Source organism: Sporosarcina pasteurii, assembly GCF_041295575.1.
GTDB classification, from domain to species: domain Bacteria; phylum Bacillota; class Bacilli; order Bacillales_A; family Planococcaceae; genus Sporosarcina; species Sporosarcina pasteurii.
In genome coordinates, this window is record NZ_CP160452.1 from 772,606 (window position 1) to 790,316 (window position 17,711).

A 17,711-nucleotide genomic window follows, 5' to 3' on the forward strand; every position below is an offset into this window, starting at 1 on the left:
CACCTTTTTAGGCAACCAATTGTCGGTAATCTACCGGCGATTGGTTGTTTAGTTTCGTTTGAATTCGGATATTGTTATAATAGTTAATGTAATCTTCGACGATTTGAATAACACAGGCATTGGTTGTGCTATGTATGTCGTCGAGATAGAACGTTTCAGACTTTAGGGTGGAATGAAACGCTTCGATTGGGGAATTATCAACAGGCGTGCCTTTGCGGGACATGCTCATGGTAATTCCTTTTTCTTTTATCTGTTTTTGATACTCATAAGAAGTATAAACAGCTCCTTGATCACTATGTAATATAATATCTTCTGGTAGTGAATCAAGTTGATTAAGTGTGTCTAAAACACATGATAAATTCTGTTTACCATCAATCGTATAAGCAATAATTTCTCCATTGTATAAATCCATAATACTTGAAAGATATAACATCGATTGTCCAAAAGGCAAGTAAGTAATGTCAGTCACTAATTTCTGTAAAGGTGCTGTGGCGTGAAAATCCCGATGTAGTATATTATCCGCTACATAAGCAGGCTGACCTGTAACCTTACGTTTTTTCACCTTAACACGACATGACCAACCATATTTTTGCATCACTTTCTGGACGGTTCTCTCGCTGATTCCAGGCATTAATGCAGCGATTTTTCTGTATCCATATCTGAATTTATGTTCCGTGCATAGCTTTCCAATCTCTTCATCACGCTTTGCCTTACTATTTTCTTTTCTACTCTCTTTTTTCCAACGATAATAAGTTGATCGAGCGACTCCCATGTGTATACAAATTTCCTTAATTGGCATCTTATCTTTAAGTTCTTCAACCAGTTCTACAAATGCTTGTCCAACCACTTCCTCTCCAACTCTTTGTACTTTTTTAAAACTTCGATTTGTTGCTTCAAATAACGATTTTCGGCTGCTAAACGTTGTTCGTTTGACCCATATTCTGGTCCCTTTCCAAAACTATATTGCTTGCCAACTGGTTGATAAAGTCGGTGAATTTCGCCCTCTCGATACCATTTCATCCAAACTTTTAACTGTGAATGATTTTTGATGTTCAGCTCTTCTAATACTTGTTTTACTGGTACTCCTGCTAAACGCATTTCAATCGCCTTCATTTTCACCTCATAAGGATAACTCACTCTTGTTCCCATACAAAAAGCACCTCCACGTTGTATTTAGGTATGGTATACCCGTTTTTCAACGAAAGGTGCTTTTATTTGTCTCATTTTCTTAAGTCAGTGCAAACTACAAGGAGTGTTTTAGTATGAACCTCAGCACATCACTAACATTAAATGCAAATCGTCATCCGGATAAAATTGCAGTCATTTGTGAAGGAAGAAGTTATACGTACAAGGAATTAAACGATGAAGTGAATCGGATGGCTAATGGATTCTTGCAGTTGGGGTATAAAAAAGGCGATAAAGTTGGTATGTTTATGAAAAACTCCGATCATTTCATTATCACCTTTTATGCACTTGCAAAGGCTGGACTGGTTATTGTTCCGGTCAATTTTAGGTTGACCGCCACTGAGACAAGTTATATTTTGGCTCAATCCGATTGTATCGCGGTCATTTGTGATGCAGAATATGAAGAAATTATTTCAGAAGCGTCTAAAAATGAAACGGATGTAAAGCACACAATTGTTCACCCACAGGCTAGCGAGTCAGAAAACCTTAACTGGGATGAAGTGAGAAGCAACAATGTACAAGAACCACCTGTAGAAGTAGTAGCTACTGACGATGCTGAAATTTTATATACTTCAGGTACAACTGGACAACCGAAAGGTGCACTTTTTGATCATCAGCGTATTGTGAATGTAAACACGGCATTTATTATGGGTACTGAAATTAATCAGCATGACCGATTAATTCATCTTGCGCCGTTATTTCATTCAGCTCAATTAAATTTGTTTTTCCTAACAGGAATCATGGTTGGCACGACAAATATTATTCATCGAGATTTTAATCCAGTTGAAGTATTGAAAGCAATTGAGGAATACAAGATTACTTACTTCTTTGGTGTGCCAGCGATGTACAACGCATTGTTGCAAGTGCCTGAAAGGGAAAAATATAATTTGTCTACTGTTCAGAAGTGCTTGTACGGGGCAGCCCCAATGGCACCGGGATTAATCGATCAAGCAATCGAATTATTTGGTACAGATCAATTTTACAATTTATGCGGCTTAACTGAAGCTGGACCAGGTGGCGTCATCTTATATCCAGATGAACATAAGACAAAATTAGGTGCTGGCGGTAAAGCGATGTTTTTAACGAACGTCCGAGTTGTAAATGACAATATGGAGGACGTACAAAGTGGAGAGACTGGGGAGTTCATCATTAGAGGTGGAACAGTCATGAAAGAGTACTATAAAAAGCCTGAAGAAACGAGCCAAGCATTAAAAGGCGGCTGGTTGTTCACGGGGGACCTCGCAACGATTGACGCTGAAGGATATATCACGATTGTTGACCGGAAGAAGGATATGATTATTTCCGGCGGGGAAAATGTATATTCAGTTGAAGTCGAACAAGTACTGAACAGCCATCCCAAAATTTTAGAAGCCGCAACAATCGGATTTCCAGATGAAAGATGGGGAGAAGCTGTCGGCGCAGTCCTTGTATTAAAAGAAGGCGAGACGGTAAATGAAGATGAAATAATTACGTTTTGTAGAGAACGTCTAGCTGGTTATAAGATTCCTAGGAAATTTGTTTATATTGATCAACTACCACGTAATACATCGGGGAAGATTTTAAAATATCAGCTCCGCGAAACTTACCAAAATGAGATATTGCAAGGTTTAGAGGGGACTTAATTATAAAATGATGGGGGATTTTAAAATGACAGAAGTTGTATTAATTGAAGGGGTTAGAACGGCAGTTGGACGAAGAAAAGGAGCACTATCTAATGTGCGTTCAGACGAGTTGGCGGCAGTTGTGCTCGATGAATTAGTGAAGCGTGCGAACGTAAATAAAGAAGATGTGGAGGATGTTATCCTTGGATGCGTCACTCAAAAAGGTGAGCAGGCTGGCAACGTGGCTCGAACAGCAGCGCTTATTGCTGGTTTCCCAATTCACGTGCCGGGTGTCACAATCGATAGACAATGCGGGGCAAGTCAACAAGCGGTCCATTTTGCATCACAAGCAATCGCTTCAGGAGACATGGATATCGTGATTGCCGGAGGCGTTGAGAGTATGACGAGGGAGCCAATGTTTTCGAATGTTGGCGAGGTGAAGCCAAGTCCAAAACTAACTGAGAAATATGAGATTATTAATCAAGGTTTATCTTCTGAACGTATGGTGAAAAAATGGGAGCTAACGCGAGAGGAACTTGATCAGTATGCATCCGAAAGTCATAAAAGAGCCATCTCTGCAATTTCGAATGGTCATTTCGAAAAAGAAATCGTTCCGGTGCAAGTGGAAAGAGAAGACGGCACTGTAGAGAGCTTCTCAGTAGACGAAGGGCCTCGAGCAGGGTCAACTCCGGAAGTATTAGGCGGATTAAAAACGGTATTTGATGAAAATGGTGTCATTACAGCAGGAAATGCAAGCCAGATGAGTGATGGTGCATCGGCAGTATTATTAATGTCCCGTGAAAAAGCAGATGAGTTAGGACTAAAACCAAAAGCGCGTATCGTTGCGAGAAGCGTTGTAGGTTCGGACCCTACACTTATGTTAACAGGTCCAATTGAGGCAACGAGAAGCGTGTTGGAAAAAGCCGGTTTAAAAATTGAAGATATTGATACGTATGAAGTAAACGAGGCATTCGCACAAGTTCCATTAGCTTGGTTAAATGACATCGGTGCTGACCCTGAAAAACTAAATCCAGATGGTGGTGCTATCGCATTAGGTCACCCGTTAGGTGCAACTGGAACAAAACTTCTCGTTACGATGATGAATCGTTTAGAGCGTACAGGCGGAAAATACGGGCTTCTCGCAATCTGTGAAGGTATGGGGATGGCGAATGCGACGATTATAGAGAGGATTTAAATTAATATTAACACCCTCCTTTTCTAAATTATAAAAAAGGGGGGATATGTTCCAAGATTTGATATAAAAAAGTAGGTAGAAAATCGGGGTGTATGCATGACTAGATATAGATTTGAAACGGAAGAACATCAAATTTTCCGTGACTCTTTACGGAAGTATCTTGAAAAGGAAGCGGTGCCTAATTATGACCAGTGGGAAAATAATCGATTAATACCAAAATCATTTTGGAAACAGTTAGGGGAGATGGGGTATCTATGTCCGCAAGTAGAAGAACAATACGGCGGACTCGGCTTAGATTTCAGTTTTGGCGTTGTCATTTCGGAGGAATTGGAAAGGGTCGGCTCGAGCTTAGTAGGAGTAGGGCTGCATAATGACATCGTAGTTCCATATATTGAATCTTATGGAACGCATGAGCAAAAGAAAAAATGGCTTCCGAATTGTGTGACCGGGGACGCAATTACAGCCATTGCGATGACTGAACCAGGTGCCGGCTCTGACCTTGCCAATATTAAAACGACAGCGATTCGGGATGGCGACCATTACATTGTGAACGGACAAAAAACATTCATTACAAATGGGATTAATGGAAATGTATTTCTTGTTGCGGTAAAAACAGATCCTAAAGCGGACCCGAAACATAAAGGAGTTAGCTTATTAATTATTGAAGAAGGTACAGAAGGTTTTACGAAAGGGCAGAAGTTGAATAAAGTTGGCCTTCACGCGCAAGATACAGCGGAACTTTATTTTGAAGACTGCAGAGTGCCGGTTGAAAATTTAATTGGCGATGAAGGAAAAGGTTTCCTGTATATGATGGATAAACTCCAACAAGAAAGATTAGTCGTTGCGATCGCAGCTCAAATTGCATCAGAAGATATGTTAGAGACGACAATCGATTATATTAAGTCACGTAGAGCGTTTGGCAAACCAATTTCTGCTTTCCAAAATACGCAATTCAAAGTTGCTGAAATGGCAACGAAAGTTGAACTTGGTAAAACGTTTTTAGAATCGCTGATTGAAGATCATATCGCTGGAAAAGATGTTGTTACGAAAGTGTCCATGGCCAAATCTTGGCTGACAGAGACTGCGAGAGAAATTTCAATAGAATGTATGCAGTTGCACGGCGGCTATGGTTATATGGAAGAATATAAGATTGCGAGACGGTACCGTGACATTCCAGTTGCTTCGATTTATGCGGGCACAAATGAAATTATGAAAGTCATTATTGCGAAGAATTTAGGATTGTAATGACTGTAAGGTAAACAGCTTATTTTATTGGTATTTAACCAATAGAATGAGCTGTTTCTTTTTGGATTTTTATTCATAATCTGGCATTAATCTTTTCGTGGAGGTAATACAGATCGTTTTGAAGTCAGCGTCATCTATAGTCAACTTAGTGCAAAAAAATTCACACCTCTATTTTCATTCATATTCGTCATATGAGAAAGGCGGTCCCCTGAGAAAGCCAACCCTTTTACTAAAATAGTGAAGAATTGTGGAGTTCAATCATATAGTTTAAAAAATGGAGAAATAGGTGTTTAAAATGGAGTTCTTGAAAAAAGGAATTATTATCTTAATTGGCTGTACGTTTATCGCGATTGGGATAAATGGATTTCTCGTTCCATTTGGATTATTGGAGGGTGGGGCTTTAGGCATTAGTTTAATTTTTCACTATGTCATGAATGTAAAAGTGGGGCTTACATTTTTACTCATTAGCATTCCGATTTTTATATTAGCTTGGTTTTTTTATCGTTCATTTTTTTATAATGGCCTTCATGGTATGCTATTGTCATCTATCATTATCGATGTATTTGCTGATATATTAGGAGGACGATTGGTAACATATCCACTAATGAGCGCAGCATATGGGGGAATTATGATTGGAATTGGGGCAGGCATCATGTTGCGTTCAGATATTAGTATCGGCGGTACTGATTTATTAGCACAAATGTTAGCCCGGAAATTAAATGTCAATTCAGGAATTGTGATTTTTTGTTTTGATATTGTCATTGTGACGGTTGGAAGTTTTATTATTCATTCTGCACATTTGCTATTATCATTTATAACCGTCTTTTCAATCGGTGTAACAACAAGTTTAATAGTCTTAACACGAAAACAGAAACAAGGGAGATATTCACGTAATTCGAAGTACTCGAAACTTGATGTCTCTTAAGGACGTGACATATTGACGACGATTGGTTTTATTCGACACGGGATTACTGAATGGAATAAAGAAGGAAGGATACAAGGAAGTATCGATATTCCATTATGTGAAGAGGGCATTCAGATGTCTAAAGATCTTAGCAAACGACTAGGATTTAAAAAGTGGCATGCCATTTATACAAGCCCTATGAGGCGTGCTAAAATGACTGCAACTATTATCGCTTCAGAATTACAATTGACTCATGTCATTGAGGATAGTCGCATACGAGAGATTCATGAAGGCAAATTTGAAGGAACAACAGAAGAGGAGCGGATTAAGAAGTGGGGGAAATCATGGAGCACGTTAGCACTGGGAACTGAAAATGAAATAGATGTCATTGCTAGAGGTATCTCCTTTATAGAAGCCATTAAGAAAAACTATCCGAATGAGAATGTACTCGTTATTACTCATGGCAGCTTTATTAAAAAGATGCTTCAACGCTTAGTCCCGTACGATGAATTTGATGAAGAACCTGAAAATACATCTATCAGTATTGTGACTTTAAAAGAAGTCAATCATTGTAGTGTGTATAATTGTATGAAGCATCATAAAGAATAAGTGAAAAAAGATTGTCCTATTTTGAACATGGACAATCTTTTTTCTATTAAACCATCCTATTGCGATGGATGGTTCGTTTTAGTAAGTTATTTGTTAATCCACGTAGTCAGTTCTTTTGCGTCAGTTTTTTGTAGTGGTGCTGGCTCCATATCTGAATAGCCTAGATAAATGAATGCTGTCATTTCACCTTGTTCAGATAGACCGAAAAACTTAGTTACTCTTGGATCATAACAAATTGAACCTGTACGCCAAATTGCGCCAAGCCCGAGTGCATGTGCGGTTAATAACATATTTTGAACGGCCGCATTTACCGCAGCAAATTCTTCTTTTAAAATAACGTTTTTTAGATCACTTGGTTCTACACCAACTGCAATCATAACAGGGGAGCGAAGTGGATTGTTTTTAACGCGTTCGATTTTTTTCTTACTTTCTTCTGAATCTGGATCGTCTTGTCTCTCGGCTATAATCTCGCCAAAAACTTCTCCCAGTTGATTACGGCCTTCACCTGTTAATACAAAAAAGCGCCAAGGTTCAGTACGATGATGGTTTGGCGCATAAGTGCCAGCTTCAATAATTTGTTCGATTAATTCTTTCGGCACAGCCTTATCTTCAATCAGCGCTTTACTTCTTCTAGTCTGAATTGCTTCATGTACGTTCAATTAAATAACCTCTTTCTATCAATTATCCATTCTATTATATCGATAATTTCAGAATAAAACATGTAAACTGATTTTAGAAACAAAATAACACAATAGAACATGGAAATAGGCTATACTAGTGCGATATGAGAAATAAAAGGAGAGTGAATAATTGTAATGGCTACAAAAAGTTCACCATTTACAGGGAATCCAGTCTACCCAGTTATGTTTGCAATTGGTGGTGTTCATTTATTAAATGATTCTTTACAGGCGGTTATTCCTGCAATGTTTCCAATATTGGAAGATAGTATGGGACTGACGTTTACGCAATTAGGACTGATTGCTTTTGCTTTAAATATGGTTGCTTCAGTTTTGCAACCTGTTGTTGGGTATTTTAGTGATCGCAAGCCGATGCCTTATGCATTGCCCATCGGAATGACCTTTTCATTGGTTGGCATCGCAGGACTCGCATTTGCCCCGCAGTATTGGATGATCTTAGTATTTGTTATTTGCTTAGGCTTTGGGTCAGCTGTTTTTCATCCCGAAGGCTCTCGGGTATCTTTTATGTCTGCCGGTTCTAAAAGGGGATTGTCGCAATCCATTTATCAAGTCGGTGGTAATTCTGGGCAGGCACTCGCTCCGTTAATTAGTGCATACATATTAGTTCCATTCGGACAAAGAGGTGCGGCTTTTTTTATTTTTGTAGCGGCTTTGGCAATATTTATCTTAATGAAAATCTCGGCTTGGTATAAAGAACAGCTTATTCAAGAAAAGAAAAATAATCGCAAAAAAGTACTTTTATCATCGATTGGCAATTTAACGAAAAAGCAAATCGGCGTTGCACTTGGCCTTTTGCTCGTAATTATTTTTGCGCGTTCCTTCTACGTAATTAGTATTACGAACTTTTATATCTTTCATTTAATGGAATCTTACGGGTTATCCATTTCTAAAGGGCAATTATGTATCTTTTTATTCTTAGCATTAGGAGCGACAGGGACGTTTTTTGGTGGTCCAATGGCTGATAAAATTGGCAGGAAAAATGTCATTGTTCTTTCGATTGCATTACCTATTCCGCTATGTGCTTTATTACCGTACGTGCCCCTTTGGGCGGTTATTGTATTATTAGGTGCGATTGGATTTATTATTATGCTGAGTTTCTCGGTAACAGTTGTTTATGCACAAGAACTTGTCCCGAGTAAGATTGGCACGATGGCAGGTCTCACGGTTGGGCTTGCATTTGGCATGGGCGCAATTGGCTCCGTAGTCATTGGCATATTGATGGATTCTATCGGCATTTATCAGACGATGATTGTTATATCGCTACTACCAATTATTGGGTTAGTTGGTTTATGGCTGCCGCGAGATCAGAAGATAGTTGCATCATAAGATTCGCAAAAAAGTGTAACTGTACTGAAATACTTTTAACAGGCTATCCTTAATTGGGTAGCCTGTTTTTAAATGAAAAGCCATCTTTAGTATCGAAGTGGAATTTACATAAGTTTATAATTTATTCTCAAGCATCATTCACATTGCTACTCAAAAAAATATGATACCCTTAATTAGTTACATGAAGTTTGATGTGGAAGGATTAGTGAAGTTTGATGAATAAAGAACGCATTTGGACAAAAGCTTTTCTAAGTTTATTTATAACAAATATCGCCGTATTTATCGTTTTTTACGGGCTTGTTGCTGCATTACCGCTCTATGCAACAGGCGTGTTAAATCGGACGGATGAAGATGCAGGGCTACTGATGAGTAGTTTCTTATTATCTGCGATTTTCGTTCGTCCATTTACTGGGAAAGTATTAGAGGTTGTTGGAAAGCGGAAAATGTTATGGATAAGTTTGGTATTTTATTTCGTTTGTACGATACTTTATTATTTTGTGCAACCATTTGGAGTTTTATTGGCATTACGTTTTGTACAGGGGATTTGGTTTAGTGTCATTACGACAGCCGCCGTAGCTATTGCAGCAGATATTGTTCCAATGACTAGAAGAGGAGCAGGGCTTGGGTACTTTAATATGTCAACCAATTTAGCAGTTGTTCTAGGTCCACTCATAGCCTTATCAATTATTCAGTCGTATTCATTTGATATATTGTTTATTATTTTAAGTGTGCTTATGCTAATAGGTGGTGTGTTCTCGCTTGCCGTACAGCCTGATACGAATCCGCAACATAGTAAAGTAAAGCTTACCATTACAGTCGGGGATTTGTTTGAGAAAGGTGCGATACCTGTCGCACTTATAGGTCTTTTTATCGCCTTTTCTTATGCAAGTGTATTGGCTTTTTTATCAATTTATGCACAGGAAAAGAATGTTCTTCCGTTAGCAAGTACGTTTTTTATGGTTTTTGCAGTGGTCATGTTAGTCACTCGTCCGTTTACAGGTAAGTTATTTGACGAAAAAGGTCCACAGTATGTATTGATTCCCGGTTTTATTTCATTTATTGTTGGACTTTTTTTATTAGGTTATATGACAGGGCCAATTCAGTTTTTAATCTCAGGCGGATTAATTGGATTTGGCTACGGCTCATTGGTACCGAGTCTACAAACGCTAGCTGTTCAAGCGACTAGCCATAAAAGAAGCGGTTATGCAACCGCTACATTCTTCACATTTTTTGATGGTGGCATTGCAGTTGGTTCATACGTATTGGGGCTTGTTGCAATTTATTTTGGATATAAAAGTATGTACTTATCGGCATCGCTTCTGGTTTTTGTAGTTTTTCTTTACTTTTTATTTTTTCGGCTACAAAAGAATCGAAGAGCAAACAACCAATCCTAAAGGTCTCAGTTAATATGTTATTTCATCTTTTTAGATGCCAAAAACGCTAAGATTCCATTGAACTGAACTTAGCGTTTTTGTGTTTTATTCATAAATACGTTTTAAAGCATCCTTAAATTGTGGACGTATTTTAATTTGGGAACGGATATCGGTTGCTTTTTGTTCGGCCTCTTCTACGGATTGGGCGAGGTTTAATTCAAGCAGTGTTGCTGCTGCAACTGTACCTGCACGTCCGCGGCCCGTATTGCAATGGAAGTATACATTTTGTCCTGATTCGTATGCATCCATCACAGATTTAACTGCTGCTTTAATAGATTCATCCTGATTCTCGGCTTCATCCACAATTGGTGTATGAACGCTTATGCCGCTTGCTAGTGGTCCTTTTACTTCTGCGCGTAAATCGTATATTACGTCTACTTTTTCATCTTGTAAAAGATCATCGATAGCTTCAATGCCGCCTATGAAAATTCTTCCAGGTACAAGTTCCTCGTACTTATTGTTAGTCAATAATTCAAACCTCCACTATGTATTATCTTTTTTTCTCCACCGCATACACTTTCAATTCGGGTAGTTGTAAGCAGTTTAGTTTTAGAATAAACAGTTATGTTGAATATATCGTAACATTTATTCGATGGAAAGAGTAGGGAAATTAGTTGTTACAGATTTAGATGGAGGTCAATTGACTACTACAATGATCGAAGGTAAATGCTAGGGGAAGAATTTCCAGTATGATTTTGTTAAAATAGAATGTAAGGACATTTTATTAGTCAGTCGATGCATCGTTTCCATAAAAAGGAATATGGTAAAGGGCGCTTGTATTAAACCAATTGACAGAGAAAAAACTGTATTTCCCAGGAAATATAGTGAGGGTACAAGCACCATTTGTTAAAAAAAGGATATTTCTTTACTAATTAAGAAAGTAGGGATAAGATTGTTAGCAAATTTATTGAAGGAATCAACGTACACGGTTATTTATTCTGGTGCAGGGATGTCTACGGAAAGTGGTTTACCAGATTTTCGTTCAGCCAAAAAAGGGCTTTGGGAACAAGAAGATCCGGCTCGTGTTGCAAGTACAGAAGCTTTAAATCGAGACGTTGAGAAGTTCTTTCAATTTTACAGACAGCGGGTGATAGGCGTTAAAGATTGTCTACCGCATGCTGGCTATGACATTTTATCTAAATGGGAGAAAAATGGAACAATCCAATCAGTGATTACTCAAAATGTGGATGGCTTTCATACAGAGTCAGGATCAGAAAATGTACTGGAATTACATGGAACATTGCAAAAAGTACATTGTCAAACGTGTAAAAAAGAATATGATAGTTCAATGTATGAAAAGGAAGATTTTTACTGTGATTGCGGTGGCAAGCTAAGACCTTCCGTCGTTTTATTTGGTGAAGCATTGCCAGAAGGTCCTTTTATGAAAGCTGCCGAAGAAAGTGAAAAAGCTGATTTGTTTATCGTACTAGGGTCATCTTTAACTGTAACCCCTGCCAACCAATTTCCATTAATTGCAAAAGATTCAGGCGCGAAATTAGTGATTGTGAATCTAGAACCGACTCATTTTGATCATCATGCAGACCTTGTGATAAACGATAAAAAAATTGGTCAATTATTAGCTGATGTTGATCGTCGTCTGTAAAGGTTATGTGAATGACATCATTGTATCTAATGGTGCATTTGGTTGGATAATATCTTGTACATCTAGTATTGGGATTGGGAAGTATGGGAATCCCCAATAATAAGGAGTAATTTCATATAATTGAAAATACACAACAAGTGAAGTATCTGCGATATAGAAATCTTGGTCAGGTCGGATGCTTTTAAAAGGTTCTAATAAATCGACCTGCCATTTTTTTATATCTTTGTCTATGATCGTGGATAATTTCTTTACATAATCGCTATTTGATTTAAACAGTTCTTTTAGTGTGTATTGTTTACCGGTTTTCGTATCAAAAGTGAGTGATTTTACGATAGTCATCCCATGCGCGCCGCCCGTAAAAGAATAGACGATTAAATTTAAGCTTAAAATCCCTCTTTGATTGTTTTTGATTTCAAAATTTGCGATGAGTTCCACAAGATTTGGGGCATAATAACTTTGTTCTACTAGCAAATTATTTAATAAAGTGACGATGGCTGTATTAATTGCATGTTGGGCCTGTTGATTCTCTAAGTTATGGACAAGTGGATAATAGACATTAACATGAGGGGGCGTATTCGGCAATTTTTCGATGCGGATCGAAACGGGAAAATCCATACATCTCTTCCTTTCTACCTAAGTATCACCTTATACTATGTTAGGCGAATGAATAGGTGCACGAATGGAATCTCAAGTCGTCTTTTAATTATGTTGGATAATCAAATGTTAGGAAAGTGAAAAGTGCTATTGATAAGAAATTGGAGTGAGTTATACGATGAAAAAGGATTCGTGGATTAAACATAAAGAAGATCAGGCAACAGATGAACAGTTTTGGGATAAATTAATGAAATTTGGAAAACGAATAGGGGAGAAAACAGTTTATTACAGCTTACTTTTATATTATACTGCGAAAAGTCCATCAGTACCTAAGTCTTCGAAAATGATTATTGTCGGCGCGCTTAGTTATTTAATATTTCCAGTAGACGTCATCCCCGACTTTATCCCCGTTGTAGGACTTGCTGATGATAGTGCCGTCATTGCGGCAGCTGTGTATAAGGTGTTTTCTCATATTGATGATTCTATAAAAAATCAAGCGAAAGAAAAATTAACTACGATTTTTGGAGAAACCTCGGATAGTTGATTTTTAATTAATAAAAGTAGAAGGGAAGTATCAACTACCTTCTACTTTTTTGTATGGAAAACATCATTCGTATATAATACGTGGTGCTTTGCGAATGAAAACTTCCCAATTTGTTCCTGTCCCAATTCGATAAGCATCTGCGAAAGAACCTTGGTTAATGGCGATTCCGATATTGTCTAATGAATTTACATAAACAAGCGGTTCCCCAATATGCAAATCTGCAAACGAACGGCCATAGGTCATAATATTATTGTAAATCGTTCTCCCGTCCGTAATAATAGTAACTTCAAATGAATCTCCATGTTGTTTTGCGATTTTCCTGAATAGTTCACGACTGATATTCGTCCATAAGTTCCCGAATGGTCGATCTATAATATCGATGTTCCCCGAAATAATTTCATTTTCGATCGTAGCATTTTTAAGCGGCAATGAAATAATCTCATCCGTATTGAATGATGGCCCTACTTCTTCAAATTGAATCACATCTGCTGCAAGGCGTGCTGCTGTATAAGCAAAAATATCACGACCATGGAAAGTATGTGATTCTCCAGAATTCGGAAGGCGGTTAATAGATTCGTCAATTTCTCGAATTTCTGTAATGCCAATGGATGCGTTGACATGCGTTAACGTTCCGTTATCAGGTGTAACGATATAATGATTGTTAACGGTTTTTGCAACGACCGCACGACGATCCGATCCAACCCCAGGATCTACAATTGAAACGAAAACAGTTTCTTCTGGCCAATAACCGATTGCTTGAAGAAGACGATAAGAAGCTTCCCATAGATTATATTGAGGAATTTGATGTGTAACTTCAAAAATTGGAATCCCTAATTTCACTGAGTTTGCAACACCATGCATGGCACTGACTGCACCATCACTATTCCCGAAATCCGATTGAAAAACTAGTAATCCTTTTGTCATTGACTAACACTCCTAATCGTTATTTACTAAAGTACCGATGAACAAGCTATGTACAGTAAAAATGGAATAAAAAAACCCGCCCAAATCAACCTTACGATTGAAAAGGACGAGAATTATCTCTCGTGTTACCACCTTAATTCGTCGCTTATTCGCATAAGCAACCTCAGCTAGTACAGAATTCTGTGACGATGAATTCTAGACTGTGGCTTTGGTAACGGGGACCAACTCCCGCTGGTAGCTACTGATGCATGAGTATGCACGTTCAATCCAGAGCTCAGAGGCCATATTTCAAATGAAAGATTTTTTGCTTCTTCTCAGCTACCGAAGCTTTCTGGTAAAAAATCGAACATTTTACTTTTCTCTTCAACGCCTGTAAGTATTTATTAATAATTTACACGATTAGGAAATAATAGTCAACCCTTTTAGTAGATAAATCAAAAAACTTCGTTAAGTCTGAAGTAGACTGAACAAAAATAATATATCACTGGGATTAATCAATCCGCACAAATCCAAATAAACGATACTAGAATCCTAAAAAAGTTAGTCAAAATAAAAAGCCGTGTCCAGAATTTTATATCCTGGACACATATTCCATATTAAAGCTGATACTTAAATATTTATATCAATCATTTTCATATGCTTTTTTCTTTTTACGGAATCTGCTAAACAGTTCATAAACAAGTGGTACGAAAATCAACGTGAGAAGTGTTGAACTTGTGAGACCGCCAATGACAGTAATTCCGAGTCCTTTTGAAATTAGACCGCTACCTTCTGCACCAATTGCAAGTGGAACGAGCGCACCGATTGTTGCGATGGCTGTCATTAAGATAGGACGTAATCTGGTTGTTCCTGCCTCAAGAATCGCTTCACGCGTAGACAACCCTTGTTGTTCCATGTTAATGACGCGGTCGATGAGAACAATAGCGTTTGTAACAACGATTCCGATTAGCATCAATACGCCAATCATGGAAGATACACTAATCGTCTCACCAGCAATTAATAATCCGACGAGTGCTCCAATAACCGTGAATGGTAAGGAGAAGAGAACGGCAAATGGTGCAAGTCCGCCACCAAATGTAATGACTAAAATGAGATATACAATGGCAATCGCCGCTAGAATGGCTAAGCCAAGCTGTGTAAATGCTTCCGCGATATCTTCCGTCACACCGGCTGTATTGATTTCTACACCATCAGGTAGTGATAATTCATCAATTTTGCTCTGCACATTCATTGAAACTTTAGCAATGTCTTTTTCAGTAATCGTTGCTGAAACGCTTGCGAATATCTTTCCGTTTCGGCGAGAAACCGTATCTGAAGTTGTTCCTTCTTGTACTTCAACAAATTCAGAAATTGGGATTTCCATTCCGAAAGGAGATTGGACTGTTTCTTTCAATAAATCATCAATTGTTTGATGTTCTTTTTCTTCCGTGGCCACAACTACATCTATGGTATTGTTCCCATTTGTAATTTTCGTTAATACTTCACGTTGCTTCATTGGGTTTAATTCCATCCCGATTTGGGCTGTCGTTAATCCAAATTGAGTTAGTTTTTCTTGATCGGCAACGAGTTTGTATTCTTTATAGGATTTTGCCAAACTTGTTTTAACGTCTGCTAAATCAGCTTCGTCATTTAAGATGGATTCAATCTCCTTAATAACTGGTTCAATATCATCAATGTGATTGCCATAAACGTAATAGCTTAGTGCATTACTTGCACCACCCATACCGAAGTCTTGTGGTTTAAATTCGCCTTGTGTGTCTAAAGATTGAAGTTCTTCCATCGTATCTTCGGTGACCTTCGTAAAGTTTTTCGTGTCATTATCAAATATAACGAACATCAATGCACCGTTTGATGCGCCGGGTGACATTGGATTTTCTCCGCCAACAGAAACTTGAATTGTTTCAACGTCTTTTAAATCTGCTAAATACTTTTCAGCTTTTTGGACGTTTTTGTTGACTGTCTCTAAAGTTTCCCCTGGTTCAGGCGTGTACGTAATATACATCATCTTTTGTTCATCGTCAGGGAGGAAACTTACGCCGATAACGGGCACTAAAAATAAACTTCCGACGAGCAATGCAATAGAAATAATGGACGTGATGACTTTATGATTCAATGTCCAGTTCAACATTTTCTCGTAAGCAGTTGCCATTTTACCTTTATGTTCTTTGTGAACGCCACTATCTGTATATAGCTCTTTCTTGAATAAAGAATGAGCGAGCATAGGGACAATCGTAACTGCAACAATCAAAGAAGCGAGTAACGCAAAGACAATCGTTAATGCAAAAGGCATAAATAACTCTCCGACCATCCCGCCAACTAAACCGATTGGAAGGAAAACGGCCACTGTTACAAGCGTCGATGAAGTAATGGGTTTAAACATTTGTAGCGTTGCTTCACGGACTAGTGCTCTGCCTGTTAATTTTTCATTCGGTAAGTGCATTCTTCGATAAATATTTTCTACAACGACAATCGAGTCATCTATGACACGGCCAATTGCTACAGTCATTGCACCGAGTGTCATCATATTTAAGGTAATATCCATTAAATTTAGGAAGATAACCGCGATTAGGAGTGACATCGGAATGGACACGATTGAAATAATTGTTGATCTGAAATTACGTAAGAAAAGCATGATAATTAGGACCGCAAAAAGTGCACCAAATAATGCTTTATTGAGCATAGTATCAACGGATTCTTCAATTGGTTCACCTTGGTCAAGCGTTGTGGCAATTGTTACACCTTTATGTTCTTTTTCGAACTGCTTGATTTCGTCTTTTACTTTATTGACAACATCAACAGTATTCGATTGTTGTGCTTTGATAATTTGAACGGCAATGGCTTCTTTACCATTCGTTCTGGAAATCGATTCAGCTTTTCCGACAAGCTCAATTTTTGCGATTTCACCTAATGTAACAGTTGGCAATCCAGTCTTCTGTCCGGAGGGTGGAACTGTTCCTTCCATATCACCTTGGTTGCCTACTCCAGCTGGCATTACAGGGATTAAAATTTCTTTAAAGTCATCCACTGTCGTTACTTTTCCATCTACAATCACAGATTGTTCCTCGTCTCCGAACTGGAATAAACCTAATGGCATTTTGATATCGGAGCCTTTAATGATCATTTTAACCGTTTCTTCATCTAAATGAAGAGAAGCCATTTTTTCTTTATCAAATGTTAGACGGATTTCTTCGATTTGCTGTCCTGAGATGGATGCACTCGAAACACCTTCGATTGATTCTAGGCTAGGGACTAAGGAGTCTTCTACTTTTCTCGTTAACTCTTCTAAACTAGCATCACTATCAGAAACACTTACTGCTAAAACAGGGAAGGCGTTAATGCTAATCCTTCCAACGTCAGGTTCCATCGCATTTTCAGGAAGCTGAATATTTTTTAATGCCTCTTCTACTTCGCTTTCTGCTTTCTCCATATCTGTCCCAAAGCTAAATTCGATTTGCAGGGAAGAAGCATTCTGATAAGAGGTTGAATTAACAGAAGACACACCGCTTACATTCGCGACTGCCTTTTCTAAAGGATCCGAGATCTCATCAGCTACTTGATCTGGGGTAGCCCCTGGATAAATTGTCGTTACGCTAACGACTGGGATCGTAATATCAGGAATCGTTTCCAGTTTCATACGTGTGCCTGAATAAAGTCCGGCTACTGTAATAATAATTGTCAGGAGCCAAACCGCGAGTTTATTTCTCATTACAAAATTGACAATTGATTTCATAAGTACCTCCAAGGAATAATTTTGACCATTTGCAACGTGTGCATTATGATAGAACTAACTAGTCAGTCATAGAACTTATGTAGCTCTAAGTAAATGTAAATTACCTCTATTAAGTAGAAT

The 17,711-nt window shown here is 38.2% G+C and carries 15 protein-coding genes and 1 other annotated feature; of the genes, 9 read left to right on the forward strand and 6 right to left on the reverse strand.

Annotated features, from left to right (window positions below; genetic code table 11):
- Positions 1-7: 7 nt before the first annotated feature.
- Positions 8-1,149, reverse strand: a protein-coding gene (locus AB1H92_RS03525; protein ID WP_370475002.1) for an IS3 family transposase whose coding sequence is annotated in 2 segments (ribosomal slippage) — positions 8-876 and positions 876-1,149 — 1,143 coding nt in all. Because the reading frame shifts where the segments join, the coding sequence is not laid out codon by codon here.
- 113 nt (positions 1,150-1,262) lie between these two features.
- Between AB1H92_RS03525 and AB1H92_RS03530 the strand changes: the two genes are divergently transcribed.
- The 5 genes from AB1H92_RS03530 (at position 1,263) to AB1H92_RS03550 (ending at position 6,739) form a co-directional block, all read left to right on the forward strand.
- Positions 1,263-2,807, forward strand: coding sequence for a class I adenylate-forming enzyme family protein (locus tag AB1H92_RS03530; RefSeq protein WP_115362393.1), 1,545 nt, complete (start codon positions 1,263-1,265; stop codon positions 2,805-2,807).
- A 25-nt stretch (positions 2,808-2,832) separates the two neighbouring features.
- The gene (locus AB1H92_RS03535) at positions 2,833-3,981 is read left to right on the forward strand and encodes a thiolase family protein (protein ID WP_115362391.1); all 1,149 of its coding nucleotides are present in this window, start codon (positions 2,833-2,835) and stop codon (positions 3,979-3,981) included.
- Positions 3,982-4,077: 96 nt separating this feature from the next.
- Positions 4,078-5,226: an acyl-CoA dehydrogenase family protein gene (locus tag AB1H92_RS03540; RefSeq protein WP_115362389.1), complete on the forward strand. Its 1,149-nt coding sequence runs from the start codon at positions 4,078-4,080 to the stop codon at positions 5,224-5,226.
- Between the two features lie 295 nt (positions 5,227-5,521).
- Complete coding sequence (locus tag AB1H92_RS03545; RefSeq protein WP_115362387.1) at positions 5,522-6,151, forward strand: YitT family protein; 630 nt, start codon at positions 5,522-5,524, stop codon at positions 6,149-6,151.
- A 12-nt stretch (positions 6,152-6,163) separates the two neighbouring features.
- On the forward strand, positions 6,164-6,739 hold the full coding sequence (locus AB1H92_RS03550; protein WP_166739466.1) for a histidine phosphatase family protein: 576 nt from the start codon (positions 6,164-6,166) through the stop codon (positions 6,737-6,739).
- An 86-nt stretch (positions 6,740-6,825) separates the two neighbouring features.
- Here the strand turns inward: AB1H92_RS03550 and AB1H92_RS03555 are convergent, their stop codons facing one another.
- Complete coding sequence (locus AB1H92_RS03555; RefSeq protein ID WP_115362384.1) at positions 6,826-7,398, reverse strand: nitroreductase; 573 nt, start codon at positions 7,396-7,398, stop codon at positions 6,826-6,828.
- Between the two features lie 156 nt (positions 7,399-7,554).
- Between AB1H92_RS03555 and AB1H92_RS03560 the strand changes: the two genes are divergently transcribed.
- Positions 7,555-8,763 (forward strand): MFS transporter, encoded by a 1,209-nt coding sequence (locus AB1H92_RS03560; RefSeq protein ID WP_115362382.1) that lies wholly within the window; start codon positions 7,555-7,557, stop codon positions 8,761-8,763.
- Between the two features lie 215 nt (positions 8,764-8,978).
- The gene (locus AB1H92_RS03565; RefSeq protein WP_115364135.1) at positions 8,979-10,157 is read left to right on the forward strand and encodes an MFS transporter; all 1,179 of its coding nucleotides are present in this window, start codon (positions 8,979-8,981) and stop codon (positions 10,155-10,157) included.
- An 84-nt stretch (positions 10,158-10,241) separates the two neighbouring features.
- On the opposite strand, the gene AB1H92_RS03570 is transcribed toward AB1H92_RS03565, so the two are convergent.
- The gene (locus AB1H92_RS03570) at positions 10,242-10,664 is read right to left on the reverse strand and encodes a dual specificity protein phosphatase family protein (protein WP_115362380.1); all 423 of its coding nucleotides are present in this window, start codon (positions 10,662-10,664) and stop codon (positions 10,242-10,244) included.
- 424 nt (positions 10,665-11,088) lie between these two features.
- On the opposite strand from AB1H92_RS03570, the gene AB1H92_RS03575 reads away from it, so the two are divergent.
- Positions 11,089-11,799, forward strand: a complete 711-nt coding sequence (locus AB1H92_RS03575) for an NAD-dependent deacylase (RefSeq protein ID WP_115362378.1) — start codon at positions 11,089-11,091, stop codon at positions 11,797-11,799.
- A gap of 3 nt (positions 11,800-11,802) precedes the next feature.
- Here the strand turns inward: AB1H92_RS03575 and AB1H92_RS03580 are convergent, their stop codons facing one another.
- Positions 11,803-12,414, reverse strand: coding sequence for a DUF3298 and DUF4163 domain-containing protein (locus tag AB1H92_RS03580; RefSeq protein ID WP_115362375.1), 612 nt, complete (start codon positions 12,412-12,414; stop codon positions 11,803-11,805).
- Positions 12,415-12,571: 157 nt separating this feature from the next.
- Between AB1H92_RS03580 and AB1H92_RS03585 the strand changes: the two genes are divergently transcribed.
- Positions 12,572-12,937: a YkvA family protein gene (locus tag AB1H92_RS03585; protein WP_115362373.1), complete on the forward strand. Its 366-nt coding sequence runs from the start codon at positions 12,572-12,574 to the stop codon at positions 12,935-12,937.
- A gap of 63 nt (positions 12,938-13,000) precedes the next feature.
- Here AB1H92_RS03585 and AB1H92_RS03590 read toward each other — a convergent pair whose 3' ends face one another.
- Positions 13,001-13,861 (reverse strand): S-adenosyl-l-methionine hydroxide adenosyltransferase family protein, encoded by an 861-nt coding sequence (locus AB1H92_RS03590; RefSeq protein ID WP_115362371.1) that lies wholly within the window; start codon positions 13,859-13,861, stop codon positions 13,001-13,003.
- A gap of 99 nt (positions 13,862-13,960) precedes the next feature.
- Positions 13,961-14,237 (reverse strand) — a binding site (T-box leader).
- A 246-nt stretch (positions 14,238-14,483) separates the two neighbouring features.
- On the reverse strand, positions 14,484-17,591 hold the full coding sequence (locus AB1H92_RS03595) for an efflux RND transporter permease subunit (protein ID WP_115362369.1): 3,108 nt from the start codon (positions 17,589-17,591) through the stop codon (positions 14,484-14,486).
- Positions 17,592-17,711 lie beyond the last annotated feature (120 nt).